Annotated in this window: 13 protein-coding genes and 1 pseudogene; 9 read left to right on the top strand and 5 right to left on the bottom strand. The window is 72.5% G+C overall.

What is annotated here, in order from left to right:
- The first annotated feature begins 16 nt into the window (after nucleotides 1-16).
- From ACLJQM_RS26770 to ACLJQM_RS26755, 4 genes are all read left to right on the top strand, one after another.
- On the top strand, nucleotides 17-679 hold the full coding sequence (locus ACLJQM_RS26770; RefSeq protein WP_410633186.1) for a DUF7019 family protein: 663 nt from the start codon (nucleotides 17-19) through the stop codon (nucleotides 677-679).
- Nucleotides 680-3,898, top strand: a complete 3,219-nt coding sequence (locus ACLJQM_RS26765) for a protein kinase domain-containing protein (protein WP_410633185.1) — start codon at nucleotides 680-682, stop codon at nucleotides 3,896-3,898.
- A 285-nt stretch (nucleotides 3,899-4,183) separates the two neighbouring features.
- Nucleotides 4,184-4,585 (top strand): hypothetical protein, encoded by a 402-nt coding sequence (locus ACLJQM_RS26760; protein WP_410633184.1) that lies wholly within the window; start codon nucleotides 4,184-4,186, stop codon nucleotides 4,583-4,585.
- Nucleotides 4,582-5,823, top strand: coding sequence for an alpha/beta hydrolase fold domain-containing protein (locus ACLJQM_RS26755; protein ID WP_410633183.1), 1,242 nt, complete (start codon nucleotides 4,582-4,584; stop codon nucleotides 5,821-5,823). Before ACLJQM_RS26760 ends, ACLJQM_RS26755 begins: the two co-directional genes overlap by 4 nt.
- A gap of 173 nt (nucleotides 5,824-5,996) precedes the next feature.
- Here ACLJQM_RS26755 and ACLJQM_RS26750 read toward each other — a convergent pair.
- Nucleotides 5,997-6,653, bottom strand: a pseudogene (locus ACLJQM_RS26750) (GntR family transcriptional regulator); the annotation flags it as partial.
- 96 nt (nucleotides 6,654-6,749) lie between these two features.
- Between ACLJQM_RS26750 and ACLJQM_RS26745 the strand changes: the two are divergent.
- From ACLJQM_RS26745 to ACLJQM_RS26730, 4 genes are all read left to right on the top strand, one after another.
- Nucleotides 6,750-7,883, top strand: a complete 1,134-nt coding sequence (locus ACLJQM_RS26745) for an adenosylhomocysteinase (protein ID WP_281506316.1) — start codon at nucleotides 6,750-6,752, stop codon at nucleotides 7,881-7,883.
- 67 nt (nucleotides 7,884-7,950) lie between these two features.
- A complete protein-coding gene (locus ACLJQM_RS26740) occupies nucleotides 7,951-8,826 on the top strand; it encodes an LLM class F420-dependent oxidoreductase (RefSeq protein ID WP_360776117.1) in 876 nt (291 codons plus the stop codon).
- Between the two features lie 97 nt (nucleotides 8,827-8,923).
- Nucleotides 8,924-10,141, top strand: coding sequence for a hypothetical protein (locus ACLJQM_RS26735; RefSeq protein ID WP_410633182.1), 1,218 nt, complete (start codon nucleotides 8,924-8,926; stop codon nucleotides 10,139-10,141).
- 166 nt (nucleotides 10,142-10,307) lie between these two features.
- Complete coding sequence (locus tag ACLJQM_RS26730; protein WP_247024296.1) at nucleotides 10,308-10,961, top strand: GTP pyrophosphokinase family protein; 654 nt, start codon at nucleotides 10,308-10,310, stop codon at nucleotides 10,959-10,961.
- On the opposite strand, the gene ACLJQM_RS26725 is transcribed toward ACLJQM_RS26730, so the two are convergent.
- Both ACLJQM_RS26725 and ACLJQM_RS26720 read right to left on the bottom strand, forming a co-directional pair.
- Nucleotides 10,958-11,608: a TetR/AcrR family transcriptional regulator C-terminal domain-containing protein gene (locus ACLJQM_RS26725; protein ID WP_360776106.1), complete on the bottom strand. Its 651-nt coding sequence runs from the start codon at nucleotides 11,606-11,608 to the stop codon at nucleotides 10,958-10,960. The two genes, ACLJQM_RS26730 and ACLJQM_RS26725, sit on opposite strands and share 4 nt — an antisense overlap.
- The gene (locus ACLJQM_RS26720) at nucleotides 11,605-12,909 is read right to left on the bottom strand and encodes a cytochrome P450 (RefSeq protein WP_360776103.1); all 1,305 of its coding nucleotides are present in this window, start codon (nucleotides 12,907-12,909) and stop codon (nucleotides 11,605-11,607) included. The genes ACLJQM_RS26725 and ACLJQM_RS26720 overlap by 4 nt, the downstream gene beginning before the upstream one ends.
- A gap of 75 nt (nucleotides 12,910-12,984) precedes the next feature.
- On the opposite strand from ACLJQM_RS26720, the gene ACLJQM_RS26715 reads away from it, so the two are divergent.
- Nucleotides 12,985-13,536 (top strand): ester cyclase, encoded by a 552-nt coding sequence (locus tag ACLJQM_RS26715; RefSeq protein ID WP_410633181.1) that lies wholly within the window; start codon nucleotides 12,985-12,987, stop codon nucleotides 13,534-13,536.
- Here the strand turns inward: ACLJQM_RS26715 and ACLJQM_RS26710 are convergent, their stop codons facing one another.
- The gene (locus ACLJQM_RS26710) at nucleotides 13,537-15,732 is read right to left on the bottom strand and encodes a hypothetical protein (protein ID WP_410633180.1); all 2,196 of its coding nucleotides are present in this window, start codon (nucleotides 15,730-15,732) and stop codon (nucleotides 13,537-13,539) included.
- Nucleotides 15,729-16,403, bottom strand: coding sequence for a DUF998 domain-containing protein (locus ACLJQM_RS26705; protein ID WP_360776094.1), 675 nt, complete (start codon nucleotides 16,401-16,403; stop codon nucleotides 15,729-15,731). Before ACLJQM_RS26705 ends, ACLJQM_RS26710 begins: the two co-directional genes overlap by 4 nt.
- Nucleotides 16,404-16,552 lie beyond the last annotated feature (149 nt).

The raw sequence follows: 16,552 nt of genomic DNA, 5'->3' as shown, positions 1-16,552 counted from the left end.
CCAGCGTCGTCGGGGGATGGGAAGCACGTTGTCGTTCCAGTACTACCTGTACGTCAGTGACAGCAAAGTCGACATGCTGCTCGCGCAGATGGCGCCGGGCTTCGCGCAGAAGCGCACGACCGAGGTCAGCGTGAACCTGAAGCTCTTCGGGGGCAAGCAGGCCAGGGAAGCACCCGCGGGCGGCGAGCGCACCGCGAAGCTGCAGCGGGTCGTCCGCTACCTCGAAGAGCACGGCGACCTCGGCACGGTCGAGGAACCCGGCCAGTTCTTCTGGGGACTGCTGCCGATGAACTGGGGACCGTTCCCCGCCGAGCCGACGCTCGCCTACTTCGGCGGCACCACCGGGCGGACCGTCGTCGGGCTCGGCGGGTCCGGGCACCACATCCTCGGCGGTGGCGCCCCGGCCGCGTCCGGGGTGCCGCGGTCGGTGATGCCGTCGCTGCTCGCCGGGCTGCGCAGCGATCCCGGGATCGGCGCGCTGACCGAAGCGATCAAGCACGAGGACGACGGGGCGCACAAGGGCGCGCTGGCCGCCGTGCAGCGGGCCAACGAGGCCATGCCGGGGCCGGACCAGAACCTCGAGTTCGTCGCCAAGCGGCTGCTGCACGGGCCCAGCCCCACCGGCGGCGGCGTCGACGTCCTGCTCGGCACCCCGCTGTACGTGGCGCAGGTGGACTAGATGTGGGCCCCGGGGGACGTGGTGCTCGGGGTGTACGAGGTCCGTGACGTCGTCACGACCGGCGGCATGGGCCTGGTCTACCGCGTGTGGCACCGGCAGTGGGGCATGGAGCTGGCGGTCAAGACCCCGCGCCAGGAGCTGGTCGCGTCCCCGGCCGACGCCGAACGGTTCGAGGCCGAGGCGGAGACCTGGGTCGGCCTCGGCGCGCATCCGCACCTGGTGAGCTGCGCCTACGTCCGCCGCGTCGACGGCACGCCCCGGGTGTTCGCCGAATGGGCGGGCGGCGGCAGCCTCGCCGAGGCCGTCCGCGACCGCGCGCTCTACGGCGACGGCCACCGCCCGGCGGTGCGCCGGATCCTCGACCTGGCGATCCAGACCGCGTGGGGCCTCGGGCACGCGCACGCGCGCGGGGTGGTCCACCAGGACGTCAAGCCCGCCAACGTCATGCTCGACACCGGCGGCGCGGCGAAGGTCACCGACTTCGGCCTCGCGAACGCCACCGGCGGCGGGGGCATGACCCTGGAGTACTGCTCGCCCGAGCAGGCCCGTGGCGAAACCCTCGGCCCGGCGACCGACGTCTGGTCGTGGGCGGTCAGCGTGTTCGAAATGTTCGCCGGCGGGCCGCCCGCGATGTTCGGGCACGCGGCGGCCGGCGTCTTCGCGCAGTTCCTCGAGGCCGGTCCCGCCGACCCCGTCCTCCCGCCGGTGCCGCCGGGGGTCGCCGACCTGCTGCGGCGGTGCTTCGCCGAGAACCCGGCGGCCCGGCCCGCGGGCTTCGGCGAACTCGCCGACGAACTCGCCGAGCTCTACCGCGCCACGGTCTTCGAGCCCTACCCGCGGCAGCGGCCGGACGAGGCCCCGCTGCTCGCCGACGCGCTGTCCAACCGGGCGCTGTCCCTGCTGGACCTCGGGCGCGCCGAGCAGGCGGACGAGCTCTGGGCGGAGGCGCTGCGGGCCGACCCGCACCACCCGCACGCGACCTACAACCGCGGCCTGCGCCGGTGGCGGTCCGGCGCGCAGACCGACCGGCAGCTGCTCGCCGAGCTGGACGCGGTGCGGCTGAGCCACGAAGGCGACCGGACCGCCGACCACCTGATCGCCGCCGTCCACATCGAACGCGGGGACAAGGAAGCGGCGCTCCGCCTGCTGGACGACCTGCCGGACGGCCCGGACACTGCGCTCGCCCGCGCGCTTCCGGACCGCGAGGTCACCGAGCGGCCCGGCATCATCCACAGCAACCTGGCGCACCCGCTCGCGCTGAGCGCCGACGGCCGGGTGGCCGCGGTGACGTTCCAGCAGCGCCAGGCCGAAGTCTGGGCGCTGCCGGAGGGCCGGGTGCGCCACCACCTGACAGGCCACGAAAACCGCCTGCGGTCCCAGTCGCTGAGCGCCGACGGCCGGGTGCTGGCCTCCGCCGACGAGGCCGGGCAGGTGCGGGTCTGGGACACGACGACGGGGGAGTGCACCCGGGTCGTCGACCTGCCGGCGGTCGCGGTCGAAGCCGTCGCGGTCAGCCCGGACGGGACCGTGGTGGCCGTTGTCGGCGGCGACGGATCGGTGCGCGTGCTGGGCGACGCCGTGGAGCTGGTCCGCGCCGGGCGCCCGGAGTCCGAGTACGGCCGGGGCTGGGGGATCGCGGTCACCGCGGACAACGAGCGCCTGGTCGTCTTCGACGGCTTCGATTGGACCTTGCGGGTACTGGCGGCCCGCACCGGCGACGAGCTGTGGCGGGTCGGCGGGCTGCGGCAGAACTGCGCGATCAGCCCCTCCGCCCGGTACGCGCTTTCGGCCACCCACGACGACAAGGTGGTTCTGCTGGACCTCGCGACCGGTGACGTCCAGGTCGTCGGGAGCGCCCTGCTGTGGAACAAGGGCTTCAGCTGGCTCGCCGTCAGCGACGACGGCCGCACCGCGGTGAACACCTTCGACGTCGTGCTCCAGGGCTGGCGGCTGGACGAGGGCCGGTGCACGTTTTCGACGACCGTCCACTCCCGCAACACGATGAGCGTCGTCGCGGACGCCGGGGGGCGCACGGCACTGGTCCTGCTCGGCACCCGCACCCCGCAGACCGTGCACACCACGGTGGTCGTCCACGTGCCCGAGCCGGGGCCCGCCGCGCCGTGGAGCTACGCGCGCCCGCAGCCGACCGACCGGATGGCCGGTGACGCGCTGGCCGCCGCGGAGAACCTCGGCCTGGCCGCGGAATTCCTCGACACCGGCCGGCTCGCCGACGCCCGGCGGCAGCTGGACGTCGTGCGCGCGATGCCCGCCTACCGGCGCCACCCGGAGCTCCGGACGCTGTGGCGGCGGGTGGGCGGCCTCAGCGAGCGGACCGCGCTCGCGGGCGTGTGGCCGACCCGCCGCTTCGACGCCGTCCTGCACGGCCGGACGGCGCTCACCCGCGACGTCCACTACGCCTTCGCGGACTTCTTCGGCCGCGGTGTCCGGGTCATCGACCTGCGCACCGGCGAGGTGGTGGCCGCCCCGGACCGGCACGAGCTGGACCTCGAGCGCGCGACGGCCTGCGCGGACGACCGCCACGTGCTCACGACGGACTCGGACGGCGCCGACGTCCTGTGGGACCTCCGGACGGCCCGCCGCGCCGGCGTCGTCGTGCGCGACGACGCCGGGAACCCCGTGCTGAAGGACGAAAACCCGGCGTTCGAGTTCGTGCGAGGGGACGGCCTCAGCATCCTGCGCAACCGCCTGACGGGCCGCCCGCTGCACGGCTGGGCGGTCCGCGAGGACGAGCGCCTGGTCCTGTCCGGGTCGGTCGCCGTACTGGTCAAGGACGACGGCCGGGCCTGGGTGCTGGACGCCGGCGACTTCACGTCGGTGCGCCAGGCGCGCGTGTACCCCGGCGAGTCGTCGCTCGTCGCGAGCGCGGACGGCCGCGTCCTCGTCGGCACCCGCCTGGGCTTCGACAACACGGGGGAGATCGTGCTGTCCGTCGCGGGCTCGGCCGAAGCCGTGGCCCAGGTGGCGGACGACCGGGTGACGTCGCTGGCCCTCAGCGCGGACGGCGACCTCCTGCTCACGGCGTCGTCCCGGCTGCTGCGCCTGTGGCACCTGCCCAGCGGCGGCCTGGTCACCGAAATCGAGTGCGCCGAGGACGTGATCGCGGCGGAGCTGTCGCCCGACGGCTGCGCGGCGGTGGCCATCCTGGGGTACCACCACCTGCAGTGCTGGGAACTGGACTGGGACTACCGGTCGCCCTGAGTCTCGTGGCGCAGGACATCGGCTGACTCGCCTTGGCCCCCCGCCCGGGTCGCTCCGCTCTGGCATCCGGACCCCGCCACCGACGGCCTGAACGCCTTCGAGGGCATCGAGGCCGACCGCGGCCACCACCACCCCGACCGCGAGTACGTCGTCGTCGAAGGCGACCACTGCCGCTTCGCCATCTGGAAGGACGACCGCGACACCACCGGTGGCGGCGACCGCCAGCGCACCGAATCGAAGGGCATCTTCCAGACGAAGACGCCGTCGACCAACGGCGGCCCGTGGGTGACGCTGGACCTGACCCGCAGCGGCGGCAAGGAGCTGCTCAACGCCCGCGCCTACGCCGACCCGGGCTCGCCGAGCATCGCCGCGACCGACCTCTCGCCGCTGCGGAACAAGTGGATCATCATCGAGTGGACGTGCACGCCGGGCTCGAAGGGCAAGGCGTCGTGCGGCATCCGCAACGGCACCGGAGCGGGCGCCCCGGTCGCCGCGCGGGGCAGCAGGAGCGGCGTGACCATCCCCGATCAGGGCGATTACGTCCGCCCGAAGTGGGGGATCAACCGCTCGGTCGAGAGCGCGCCCGCCGACATCCTCGACACCTACCTGCTGTTCCGGAACTACGCCTACCCGCGCGCGGGTAGGCGTGGCGGGGCGCGGGCGTCCGGGGTGACACTGGCGGGATGAAGGTCGTCGACGGGCAGCGGAGTGCGTACCGCCCGCCGTCGACCTCCCCGGCGGCCCTCAGGCGTGGTCCCGTGCTGGTTACGGCCGCTTTCGCGGGGCTCGGCGGGGCGCTGATCCCGGCCGCCGCGCTGGCCGCTCTCTGGCGGATCTGGCAGCTGTACGCGATGGTGTTCGGCGCCGTCGCCGCGGTCGAGGTGCTCGCCGTCGTGGCCGTGCTCGGGTGGCCGACGCGCAAGACCGCGCACTTCGGCGCGCTCACCGCGTTCGCGGCCCTGACCCTCTGGGTGCTCAGCCGGCCGCTGGGGCTGCTGGTCCGGCTCGATCCCTGGCAGCCGGCGGACACCGTCGTCGGCTTCACCGACTACGTGGCCGCCGGCCTGCAGGTCGTCGCGCTGGGCGGCTTCCTGGTGGTGGCCCGCCGCCGGGCGCACCCGCGGCCGTCCGCGCTGCGGCGGGTGTCGGCGTGGATCGTGCTGTTCCCGGTGCTCCTGCTCGTCATCGCGACCGGCGTGGCGGGTACGGTCGCGGCCGGCGACGGCATCCGCGGCACCGGTGCTTCGACCCTGCTCGACGGCGGCACGGTCGAGTACTGCCACCCGGACGGCGTCCCGCTGGCGATGGACCTCCGCCGTCCGCCTGGCAACGGCCCGGCGCCGGTCGTGCTGTCCCTGCACGGCGGCGGCCTGCTGCTGGGCAACCGCAAGCCGTCCGGGCCGGGCGCGCTGCTCGCCGGGACGCGGCCGGACGACCTGACCTCGCACGGCTTCGCGGTCGCCTCGATCGACTACCGCCTCGCGCCCGCCGCCCGCTGGCCCGCCCCGCTCGACGACGCCCGCTGCGCGGTCCGGTTCCTGGAGGCGAACGCGGCCGCGCTGGCGATCGACCCGGCCCGCATCGCGGTGTGGGGCACCGGCGCGGGCGGCACACTGGCGTCGCTGCTCGCCCTCACCCCGGGCACCCACGTCCGCGCGGCGGCGGCGCTCTCGGCCCCGGCCGACTTCACGGACCTTCGCGGCACGGACCCGGTGACGCGGGCGTCGGTGCTCGTGGCGCTGGGCCGCGCCCCGGAGACCCTCCGCTCGGCGAGCCCGCTGACCCACCCGGCGGCGGGCGCGCCCCCGTTCCTCGTCGCGGGCGGCCGGAAGTCGGCGGAGTTCGCCGACCACCTGCGCCAGGCGGGTGTCGCGGTCACGACGTCATCGGACGTCTCGGCGTTCTTCGCGACGGCGTTGCGCTGAGCGTCACTCCCACACGACGACGTTGCGCCGCGTCGGCACCGACGTCGGGTCCGCGCTGAACAGCTCCGGTGACCGCGCGCGGATCCGCTCCACGTCCTCGAACACCGCCCGCAGATCTCCACGTGCTGCGTCGCGAACTCCGCCGGGGACTGCGCGTCGTAGAGCCCGAGCCGGCGGGCGCGACCCAGGTGCCCCTTCGCCGACGCCACCGTCGTCCACGCGTTCGCGTGCCCGCTCAACGTCAGCAGGCCCTGGTGGAAGGCCTCGTCGAGCGCGAAGAACTCCTCGAGGCCGAGGTCCGGGCGCCGCTGCCGCTCGAGGTTGGCCAGCAGGTCCCCGACCACGGTGTCGTCCAGCGCCGCGAGCTCGACGGCCTCACGCAGGAACCGCGCGTCCGCGACGCGCTGCGGGTCGACCCGCGAGACGAACGAGCCGATCTGCGGGAACACCTGGACCAGGCCCTCGTCCGACAGCAGGATCAGGCCTTCGCGCACCGGCGCCCGGCTGACGCCGAGGCTCGCGGCCGGCTCGTGCCGGTGGAAGCGGCGCCGGTGCTCGAGTCCGACGACGTACCGGTGGCCGAGGGCGCCGCACTGGCCGCACGGCTGGCGAGTGGGGGCCCCGACCGCCGTCGTCGAGCTCGGCGCGGTGGCGCGGGCCAGGGGCGAGCCGATCCCCGTGGGGCGGGCCGGTCCGTGCGCGAGTGCCTGGCCACCGCGACCGCCCTCGGATCGGCGGTCTGCACGGTGCCGGGCGACCGGGAGGGCATCCCGACCCGCGCCGAGCTGGCCGCGTCGGACCTCGCCGTCGTGCGGTAGCTTGGACGGCATGAGCGGACGGGCGATCTTCGGCGATCACTCGTACCGCTGCGACTTCTACGGTTGACGGGGTTCCCGGCCCCTTTCCCTTCAACCGTAAGGACAGTCATGCCTTCATCCGTTCATGCCGGGACCGAGTGGGCGCTCAAGCACATGCCGCTGACCGCCGCCGCGGTCGCGGAAGCCGCGCCCCTGCTCGCCGGGCGGCGCCTGGCGATGTGCCTGCACGTCGAACCCAAGACGGCGGCGCTGGTCACGCTGCTCGCCCGCGCCGGGGTCGAGGTCAGCCTGACCGGCTCGCCCGGCACCACCCACGACGACGTCGCCGCCGCGCTGCGGGAACTCGGGGTGCGCGTGCACACCCGCCGTGCCGACGACGAGACCGGCCACACCCGCAACGTCGCCCTCGTGCTCGAGTGCGAACCCGACCTCACGCTCGACAACGGCGCCGACCTGACGCTTTCGCTGCTGCGCTCGGGTCCGCCGTCCGGCTGGCTCGGCGGTACCGAGGAAACGACGACCGGCGGCGTCCGGCTGCGCGAGGAGCGCGTCGCCCACCCGATCGTCGTGATCAACGACTCGCGGCTGAAACTGCTGGTGGAGAACGAATTCGGCGTCGGGCAGAGCGTCGTGCAGGGTTTCCTCAACGCCACCAACCTGATGGTGCCGGGGATGCGCGCGGCGGTGCTCGGCTACGGGCCGTGCGGCAAGGGCGTCGCGGACACGCTGTCCCGCCTCGGCGCGCGCGTCGCGGTGTGCGAACCGGACCCGATGCGGGCGCTGCAGGCCATTTTGGACGGTCATCGCGTCGCTTCGTCGACGGAGGTGCTGGCGGACGCGCAAGCGGTTTTCACCGCGACGGGCGCTCCCGGCGTCGTCGGTGCCGCGGAACTGGCGGCTCTGCCGGACGGTGCGCTGATCGCGGGCGTCGGGCACTTCGCGTGGGAGATCGACGCGGCGGCGTTGCGGGCGGCGACGGTCCGCACGGTGGAGTACGGCGAGCCGGGCCGCCGCACCGGGCACGTGCTGGCCGGCGGCCGCGAGATCGTCGTCCTCGACCGCGGCCGGATGCTCAACCTGACCGCGGCCAACGGCAACTCGATCCAGGCGATGGACCTGGGCCTGACCCTGCAGGTCCGCAGCCTGGCGGCGGTGGCGGGCGGCCTGGCCCCGGGCGTCCAGCCGGTCCCGGCGCCGGTGGAGCACCGGATCGCGACGGACCTGGTGGCGCGGCTGAGCTAGCTTGACCTGGAGCGCGCTCCAGGACCTAACGTGGGGTCACGTCGACCGCACGTCAGGAGAACACCCCATGGAACTCGGTTTCCACCTGCCCATCTTCGACATCGACGGCGGCACCCCCGCCATCGCCGGCGAGCTCGCCCGGGTGGGCGCCGCGGCGGAGGAGGCCGGTGCGACCTGGTTGTCCTTCATGGACCACTACTTCCAGATCGAACCCACCGGCCTCCCCGCCGAGTCGAACATGCTGGAGGGCTACACGACGCTCGGCTACCTCGCCGCGCACACGTCCCGCATCGAGCTCGGCCTGCTGGTCACGGGCGTGACGTACCGCCACCCCGGCCTGCTCGCGAAGATCGTCACGACCCTCGACGTCGTGTCCGGCGGCCGTGCGGCCCTCGGCATCGGCGCGGCGTGGTTCGAGCGCGAGCACCGGGGCATGGGCGTCCCGTTCCCGCCGGTCGCCGAGCGTTTCGAGCGCCTGGAAGAGACGCTGCGTATCTGCGGCCGGATGTGGGACCCGACCGCCAACGGTCCGTTCGAGGGCAAGCACTACCAGCTGGCGGAGACGCTCTGTTCGCCGCAGCCGATCCACCGCCCGAACATCCTGATCGGCGGCTCGGGCGAGCGCAAGACGCTGCGCCTGGTCGCCCAGTACGGCGACGCGTGCAACCTGTTCGGCACGTCGCCGGAGGACGTGGCGCACAAGCTGGACGTCCTGCGCCGCCACTGCGACGACGTCGGCCGCGACTACACGACGATCCGCAAGACGATCCTGGCCAACAACCCCCGCCCCACCCCGGAAACGCGAGACGACTTCGTCCGTTCGATGGCGGCCTACGCGAAGCTGGGCATCGAGACGGCGATCGTCACCCCGACGACGGGCTCGCCGTCGACGTGGATCGAGGGCATGGCCCCGGCGGTGCCGCAGCTGGCCTCGCTCGGCTAGTCCACAAAGGACTCTCGGGTCGTTTTCCCGCACTTTGAACCACTCGGGCGATCGCCCCGTGTGAGTGGGTGAGGTGGCGACCCGAGAGGAGGGGCTGATGCCCCAAACGCGCAGGACCGGACGACACCGCAAACCGGCGACGATCGGGCTGGTAGCGCTGCTGGGAGTCGCGGGGGCGACCGCGACGGCGATCGCCCTGAGCAGCCCGGCGAGCAACGCGGCGACCGAGAACTGCAGTGGTCTGGACACGGCGCTGCAGAACAACCTCACGTTCATCGCAGGCCAGCAAACCGCCCCGGACGCCCAATCGGCGGCCCGCATCGCCAACCGCCAGGCGGTAGTCCAGCAGATCGAACAGAGGCGCGAGGCCGCCGGGTGTGAAGGCAAGGTAGCGGCGAACGCGGCCGCGGCCGAGTGCGCGGCGGTGGCCGGAGCGGCGGAGCCGGGTGCTGCGGCCGAGCAGAAGGGCATGGCCGGCAAGAAGGCGGCGGCCAAGGAGAACGGCATGGCCGCCGACGGGAACGGTGCCGCCGGGAAGAGCGGTATGGCGGCCGACGAGAACGGCGCTGCCGACCAGAACGGCATGGCCGCCGGTGAGAACGGCGCCGCCGAGCAGGGCGGCATGGCCGAGCAGCAGGGCATGGCCGGGCAGAACGGCAAGGCCGCCGATGAGAACGGCATGGCCGAGCAGCAGGGCATGGCCGGCCAGAACGGCAAGGCCGCCGATGAGAACGGCATGGCCGAGCAGCAGGGCATGGCCGGCCAGAACGGCAAGGCCAAGCAGAAGGGCAAGGCCACGGAGAAGGGCAAGGCGGCCGACCAGCAGAACGCCGCCGACCAGAACGCGGCGGCCGCTCAGGCATGCGCCGTGGTCGAGAAGTGCGTAGCCCAAGTCGCAGGTGCCGACGGGGTGGCCGACCAGCAAGGCATGGCCGCGCAGAACGGCGAGGCCGAGCAGAACGGCATGGCCGGTCAGCAGGGCATGGCCAACGAGAACGGCGTGGCCGAGCAGAACGGTAAGGCCGCCGAGAACGGCATGGCCGCCCAGCGGGACGCCGCCCAGAACGCCGTCTCCGGCCAGGACTGCGCCGCGATCCTCGACTGCGTGACCCAGGCCACCGCCGACCAGAGCGCGGCAGCCGACCAGCAGAGCATGGCCGCCGAGCAGCAAGGCATGGCCGACGACCAGAAGGGCAAGGGCCACCAGAAGGCTCAGGCCCAGGCCGCCGACCAGACCGCCGCGGCCGCCGAGAAGTGCGTCGCCGCACAAGCGGCCAAGGCCACCGCCACAGCGACGGCCACCGCCGGCAAGTAGAAGACCCGGAGGGTGAGCACCGGCGGCGGGCCGGTGCTCACCCTCCGCCCTCCCGGTGACCCCCGATCCGGTGACCCGGGGGAACTCCGGCCCGGCGCCGGCCGTTGTCGGTTCAGAGCGCAGTACCCTGGCGTTCGCAAGCGACCGACGACAGCACGAGGCTTCAGTGACCACCGACCCGGCGGCCGAGGACGCTTCCCTGCGTGAGGCGGCCGACGAGCTCGCCGTCGCCGGGCAGCTCCCGCGGTTCCTCCTGATGTACAAGTTCGCCATCGAAGAGCTGATGACGAAGCTGCGGATCCTCAGCGAGGAGTTCGACTTCGTCCACCAGCACGACCCGATCGAGCACATCACCAGCCGGGTGAAGCGGCCCGAGGCGATCAAGGAAAAAGTGCACCGCCGCGGCCTCGGCACCGACTGGGTGTCCGCCGCCGGCGCGCTCGACGACATCGCCGGGATCCGCGTCGTGTGCCCGTTCGTGTCCGACGTCTACGAAGTCGCGCGGATGCTCACCGCGCAGGACGACGTCGAGCTGCTGCGGACCAAGGACTACATCGCGCAACCCAAGGCGAACGGCTACCGCAGCCTGCACCTCATCGTCCGCATCCCGGTGTTCCTGTCGGACCGCGTCGAAAAGGTCAAGGTCGAGGTCCAGCTGCGCACCATCGCGATGGACTTCTGGGCGGCCGTCGAGCACAAGCTGTCGTACAAATACCGCGACAGCGTCCCGCCGGACTTCGCGGGCGAGCTGTCGGCCGCGGCCCGGACGGCGGCCGACCTCGACGCGCGGATGGCCGCGCTGCACGAGCGGATCCGCTAGAGCTCGCTGAGCGCGTCGAGCAGGATCCGCAGCCCGAACTCGAACTCCGCCTCGTGGTCGCACACGGCGAGGTACGGCGCCGCCGCGGTGACGGCGGGCAGGCCGGAGCCCTCGAGGTCCGCCAAGCGACGGCGGGCGCCGTCGGGGTCGGTGCCGCTGAACGTCGGCGCGGCCTCGACCTCCCGCATCAGCGTGCCGATCAGGAACGCCAGCACCGCCCGCAGCCCGTGCACCGCGCGGTCCGGCGGGAAACCCGCCGCGAGCAGCGGCCCGAGCACGGCCTCGACCGGCGCCAGCGCCGTCATCGACGCGAGCTGGCGGGTGAGCACGAGCGGCGCCGCGCGGGGGTGATCGAGCATCGCGGCCCGGAAGCCGTGCGCCAGCGCGGACATCGTCTCCCGCAGGTCGCCGGGCGGGGGCGCCGGGATCGCCGCCAGCAGCACCTCGGCGACGCCGTCGAGCAGCGCGTCCTTGCCGTCCACGTGGTTGTACAAGCTCATCGGGTCGACGCCGAGCCGCCGCGCGAGCTTGCGCATGCTGACGGCGTCCAGGCCCTCTTCGTCGACCAACGCGAGCGCCTCCCGCAGGATCCGGTCCCGGGACAGGCCACCGAGGTCCTTGGGCGGACGGCCACGCCGGGTCGTCACGTCGCGAGCACCGCGGGCAGGTTTTCGTAGCCGCGCAGGATCCGGGTCGACCGGCGACGGCCGCCGGGCAGCACGCGCAGGCCGGGGAACCGCTCGAAGATCGTGCGCAACCCGATCTCGCCCTCCATCCGCGCCAGCGACGCGCCCAGGCAGTGGTGCCGGCCGGAACCGAACGCCAGGTGGTCGCGCGCCCGCTCCCGGGTGACGTCGAAGACCGCCGGATCGGCGAAGACCCCGGGGTCGCGGTTCGCGCCGGCCAGCACGGTGGTGACCAGTGCGCCGCGCGGCAGCGGCACCCCGGCGACCTCGGTCGCACGGGTCGCGAGCCGTCCGGTCAGCAGCACCGGCGGGTCGTACCGGAGCACCTCCTCGACGGCGTTGCCCCACAGCTCGGGCCGCTCGCGCAGCACGGTGAGCTGCCCGGGGTCGCCGGCCAGCAGCGCGATGCCGCTGCCGAGCAGGTTGACCGTCGTCTCGAACCCGGCCGCCAGCACCAGGCCGGCGGTCGACTTCAGCTCCGTCCCGGTGAGGCCGACGCCGTCGTCGCGGGCGGCGACGAGCTTGCTGAACAGGTCCTTGCCGGGGTGGCGGCGCAGGTGGTCGAGGTGCTCGCCGAGCCAGGTGTCGAACTCGCCGAGCGCGGTCTCGACGTGGCGGAAGGTGCGCCAGCCCAGGCCGAGGTCGAGGCTGGGCGCGGCCGCCGAGCCCAGGGCCAGCACCTTGCCGAGGTCGGACGGCGGCACGCCGAGGATCTCGCTGATGACGGTCACCGGCAGCAGCCCGCAGTAGGACTCGACGAGGTCGAGCGGGCGGCCGGGGTCGAGGCCGTCGAGCAGGCCGTCGGCGATCTCCTGCACGCGGCCGCGCAGCTGCTCGACGGCGCGCGCGGTGAACACGCCGGTCACGAGCTTGCGGTAGCGCGTGTGCTCGGGCGGGTTGACGGCGAGCAGCGACGGCGGCCGCACCGGGTGCAGGTGCTCGCCGGCCGACCACTCGACGAGCCGGCCGAGCGGCGAGCCGTCGGCACCGATGACGCCGACGCGGAAGTCGTCGCTGGAGAGCACTTCCCGGACCGCGGCGTGCGTGGTGGTCATCCAGCCGAACCGGGTGCGCGCCAGCGGCCCGGCGGCGCGGATCTCCTCGAACAGCCCGGTCAGATCCCGCCCGGCGGCCGCGTCCACGACCATCCGTCCTTGCAGGTCGCCGCGCTTGGCCTCGCGGCGCAGCACGGTCCGGGGCAGCGCGTGCCCGAGGCTCCACCGGACGACGGGTTTCGCGCGGGCCAGAGCTCCTTCGAGCACGGCTTCCCCCTTCTTTCGGCGTGCCTACAGTGTAGGTTATCGTCGGATACCTACACCGTAGATATAGGAGTCGTCATGCCGCAGATCCCCGCTCCCGAAGTCCTCGCGGCGCGGCAGAAGCTGGTGCTCGACCACTTCCGCGACGAGGTCGCCCAGGACTGGGACGCGACGCTGTCGACGTTCCCCCACCCGCACTACGAGGTCATCGCGACGATGACGGTCCACGACGGCGACAGCGCGGTCCGCGGCTACTACCACGACACGCGCACGGCGTTCCCCGACCAGCACCACGAGCTGATCGCGCTGCGGCACAGCGCCGACGCGGTCATCGTGGAGTTCTGGCTGCTGGGCACGCATTCGGGCCCGCTGGGCCCGGTCCCGGCGACGGGTTCGCGCTTCCGCGTGCGCATGACGGCTTATTTCGTGTTCGACGCGGAGGAGAGGCTCGTGTGCGAGCGGATCTACTTCGACACGCTTTCGATGCTCAAGCAGCTGGTCGGCGGGGTGGACAAGAAGAAGCCGAAGAACTGGCTGCTGCTGGCGCGGGTCGCGCGGGGGTTCCTGAAGATGTCGAGCGGCGAACCCGATCCGCGGCTCGTCAACACTGTGGAGCCGGAGCTGACCTGATCACGCGGGCTTGCGGATGAGCCCGGTGTACCCGGCGAGGGCCAGGGTGGCCAGGCCCCACACGGCGGCTTGGATGAGCCAGATCAGCAGGGTGAACCACTCCCCGGCGGTGGTTTCGGTGTTGAGGTCGCAGCGCGTGCGGACGCCGGTCGGCGAGAGCGGGAGGCCGCGATCGAGACCGACGCCGATGAGTTCGACGGTGCTGCATGGTTGCCCGGCCGGCTGGGCAAAGCTGGTGACGCGCTCCGCGGCGTGGTGGGTGCCATCGGTGATGTGCCCCGCCACGAGACCGACGGTGGCGGCGGCGATCAGCGCGATCAGGAGTGCGGCGGCGGTTCGGCGGGCTCGGTAGCCGTAGCCGGCGAGGAGGCCCCAGGAGCGGTGGAACAGGTGGGTGAGCCGACCACCGAGTGCCCTGGAGTCGCGGCGCTGGAGGTCTTGCTGCTGGGTGATGAGAACGTGCCGTGCGTTGCCGTCGTGCCCGGCGGCCCGCTCTGATGCGGCCAGCTTCTGGTATGGGGACGGGGTGTAGCGCGGGGTGTGGAAGCGGATCAGGTGCAGCCACTCTCGCCAAGACAGCGATGCCAACGAGCCGAACGTGAAATCGTCGAGATCTACTTTGGTCGACCAGCGGCAGGAGCGGCCCCACGCCTGAACGCACACGAGCCGGCAGGGCAGAAAGATCACGCCGTCGGTCCGGGTACCGATGAGGTTGATGGCGCTGCCGTGGGGATTTCGAATCGAATGGGCGGTGAGGTTGAGCTGTCCTCGTATCTTTGCCGAGGGGAGCCGGAGGGCTCCGCGCCCGCTGTTACCGGTGATTCGCACGTTCTTGAACGACAAGTTGCCCGTGACGTCCAGACGGTCGGCAGTGACCCCGGGCCCCGACCTGTTGACCACCCGCATGTCAGTGCAGGTGAGCTGGCTACCGATTCTGGTGCTGACCATGCGGACCGCGCCGGACGGGCCCGCACCGGTGACGTGGACCCTGTTCAGGTACAGATCTCCCTCGACCTTGAGGCCGTCGGCGACGATTCCGGGGCCGGTCTCGTTGATGATCCGGGCATCTGCGGCGCTGAATTGGCCCCTGATGTTCCCGCCGGGCAGACGGAGGGCCCCAAGTTCGCCGCTGCCCGTGAGACGGGCGTCCCGCAGGGATAACTGGCTGGTCGCCCCGATCCCGTCGGCGATGATGGCCGGCCCCGCGAAGTTGTGGACGTCGAGTTCGTCCCCGCTGAGCTGGCCACCGATCTGCGCTCCCGGGAGACGGAGCGCACCGTCTGGCCCGTTGCCGGCGATGCGCGCTTTCCCGAGGTAGAGGGTGCTGGCCACGCGCAGGTTGTCAGCGGTGATGGCCGGGCCGGACGGGTTACTGACCTGGAGCTCCGCGAACTGGGCTTGACCGCCGATCTCCGTTCTCAACAACCGCAACGCGCCGAGCTGGCCGGCTCCGGTGATGTGGGCGTTCATCATGTACAGGTTGTTTCCCACTTGCAGACCGTCGGCCTGGACAGCAGGTCCTGCGTCATTGACGACTTGCAGTTCGGCACCGTCGAGCTGGCCGCCGATCCGGGCACTTGTCAGACGGAGTGCGCCGTACTCCGCGAAGCAGTGGATCCGTGCACGCCAAAGGGTCACGTCGCCGTCGACGTGCAAACCATCACCGAAGAGGGCGGCAATGGAACCAGTGCGGATCTCGAGACCGCTGCAATCGAGTTCGCCCACATGGGCGTCGCCGAGGTTGATCGGTGGTTCATCCGAGTCCGCTTCGGTGATCCGTGTCCCTGCCAAACCCAGTACGCCCTCGACTCGAAGGCGGCCCGCGTCGAGATGGTCGAACCGACTGTCTTCGCAGGTCAGGTTCTCGATGCGCGCATCAGCTGCGGAAAACGAGCCCTCGATCGTGCACCGGGTCAGGTACAGCCCGCACTTCGCCCGCACGTGGGCCAGGTCCAGATCACCCGTGATGCGCGCCCCGGTCAGCCGGACACCACGCGGGTCCAGCTCCCCATGCCGCCCCAGCAGCAGCTCCCGCAGAAACCGCCCCCGCACCAGGTGCCCACTCACGTCACTCACGGCGAGCAGATGCACGGGCAACTCGCTGACCTGCGCCACCACACCTCTCCGGGTGCTGTCGAGCAGCTCGAGCTCCGGCGGGGTCAGGTCGGTCAGCACCGGCAGGGGATCGTCACTCACTCCCGGCTAGTCGCGAGCCGATCATCGTCAGTTACGCCGACCGGCGCCAGCAGGACACCCAGCGCGATCAGCTCCGTCAGCGCCATCCCGCGTTCAACCAGGCCGAGCGGGATCAGGGTCCACCAGCGGCCGTCCTCGGCCGCGGCCACCACCACCGCGCCCAGGATCACCGCGAACCAGCCCAGTGACAGGAGCGCCAGCACGCGTGCGAGCCGGCGCCGTCCCGGTGACGCCGGGAACGCCGTCCGCGCCGCCACCAGCACCGCCAGCGGCAATGCCACGAACGCCACCACGCTCGCGATCCGGTGCAGCGTCCCGCCGAAGTCCGCGCGGGAGACCGTGGCCCAGTCCGGCTTCGGGAAAGCCACGATGACCAGCAGCCCGACCGTCCACAATGTACCCAGGATGGCCGCGGGGACCGGCAGCCGCCGTTGCCCGGCCAGCACCGCCAGGCCCGCGGCCGAGCCCAGGGCCACCAAGACGACCGCGAGGTCGAACACCCACTTGTGGTCGGACAGGCCGTACTCGCTGATCGTGCGGCGGGTCGGGCTGATCGCGTCGGTCGGCGGGATGACCTGCAGCAGCAGCACCAGGCCGGCGCCGATCGCCAAGGCGGCCAGACCGCTGAGCGAGACCGCGACCGAAACCCGTCGCGCAGGGACCGTGACCATGGACCGACAGTAGCCGACCACCGGTTGAACTCCCGGTGAAAAGGTCCATCCGGGCAGCCGTACGGGCTTGAGGCTGTACGACTTACGGCGGTTACCGCAGCCGGATTTCCTCCATTATGGTCACTCGCTACCGGTACGTCCGTGCTGCC

This window comes from Amycolatopsis sp. cmx-4-83 (genome assembly GCF_046548815.1).
Classification (GTDB): domain Bacteria; phylum Actinomycetota; class Actinomycetes; order Mycobacteriales; family Pseudonocardiaceae; genus Amycolatopsis; species Amycolatopsis pretoriensis_A.
Note: the sequence above shows the minus strand (reverse complement) of the source record. Positions and strands in the feature narration are given on the sequence as shown.

Coding starts and splice junctions, on each gene's coding strand:
- ACLJQM_RS26770 (WP_410633186.1), top strand. CDS start 17: ATGGGAAGCACGTTGTCGTTCCAGTACTACCTGTACGTCAGTGACAGC.
- ACLJQM_RS26765 (WP_410633185.1), top strand. CDS start 680: ATGTGGGCCCCGGGGGACGTGGTGCTCGGGGTGTACGAGGTCCGTGAC.
- ACLJQM_RS26755 (WP_410633183.1), top strand. CDS start 4,582: ATGAAGGTCGTCGACGGGCAGCGGAGTGCGTACCGCCCGCCGTCGACC.
- ACLJQM_RS26745 (WP_281506316.1), top strand. CDS start 6,750: ATGCCTTCATCCGTTCATGCCGGGACCGAGTGGGCGCTCAAGCACATG.
- ACLJQM_RS26740 (WP_360776117.1), top strand. CDS start 7,951: ATGGAACTCGGTTTCCACCTGCCCATCTTCGACATCGACGGCGGCACC.
- ACLJQM_RS26735 (WP_410633182.1), top strand. CDS start 8,924: ATGCCCCAAACGCGCAGGACCGGACGACACCGCAAACCGGCGACGATC.
- ACLJQM_RS26715 (WP_410633181.1), top strand. CDS start 12,985: ATGCCGCAGATCCCCGCTCCCGAAGTCCTCGCGGCGCGGCAGAAGCTG.
- ACLJQM_RS26705 (WP_360776094.1), bottom strand. CDS start 16,403: ATGGTCACGGTCCCTGCGCGACGGGTTTCGGTCGCGGTCTCGCTCAGC.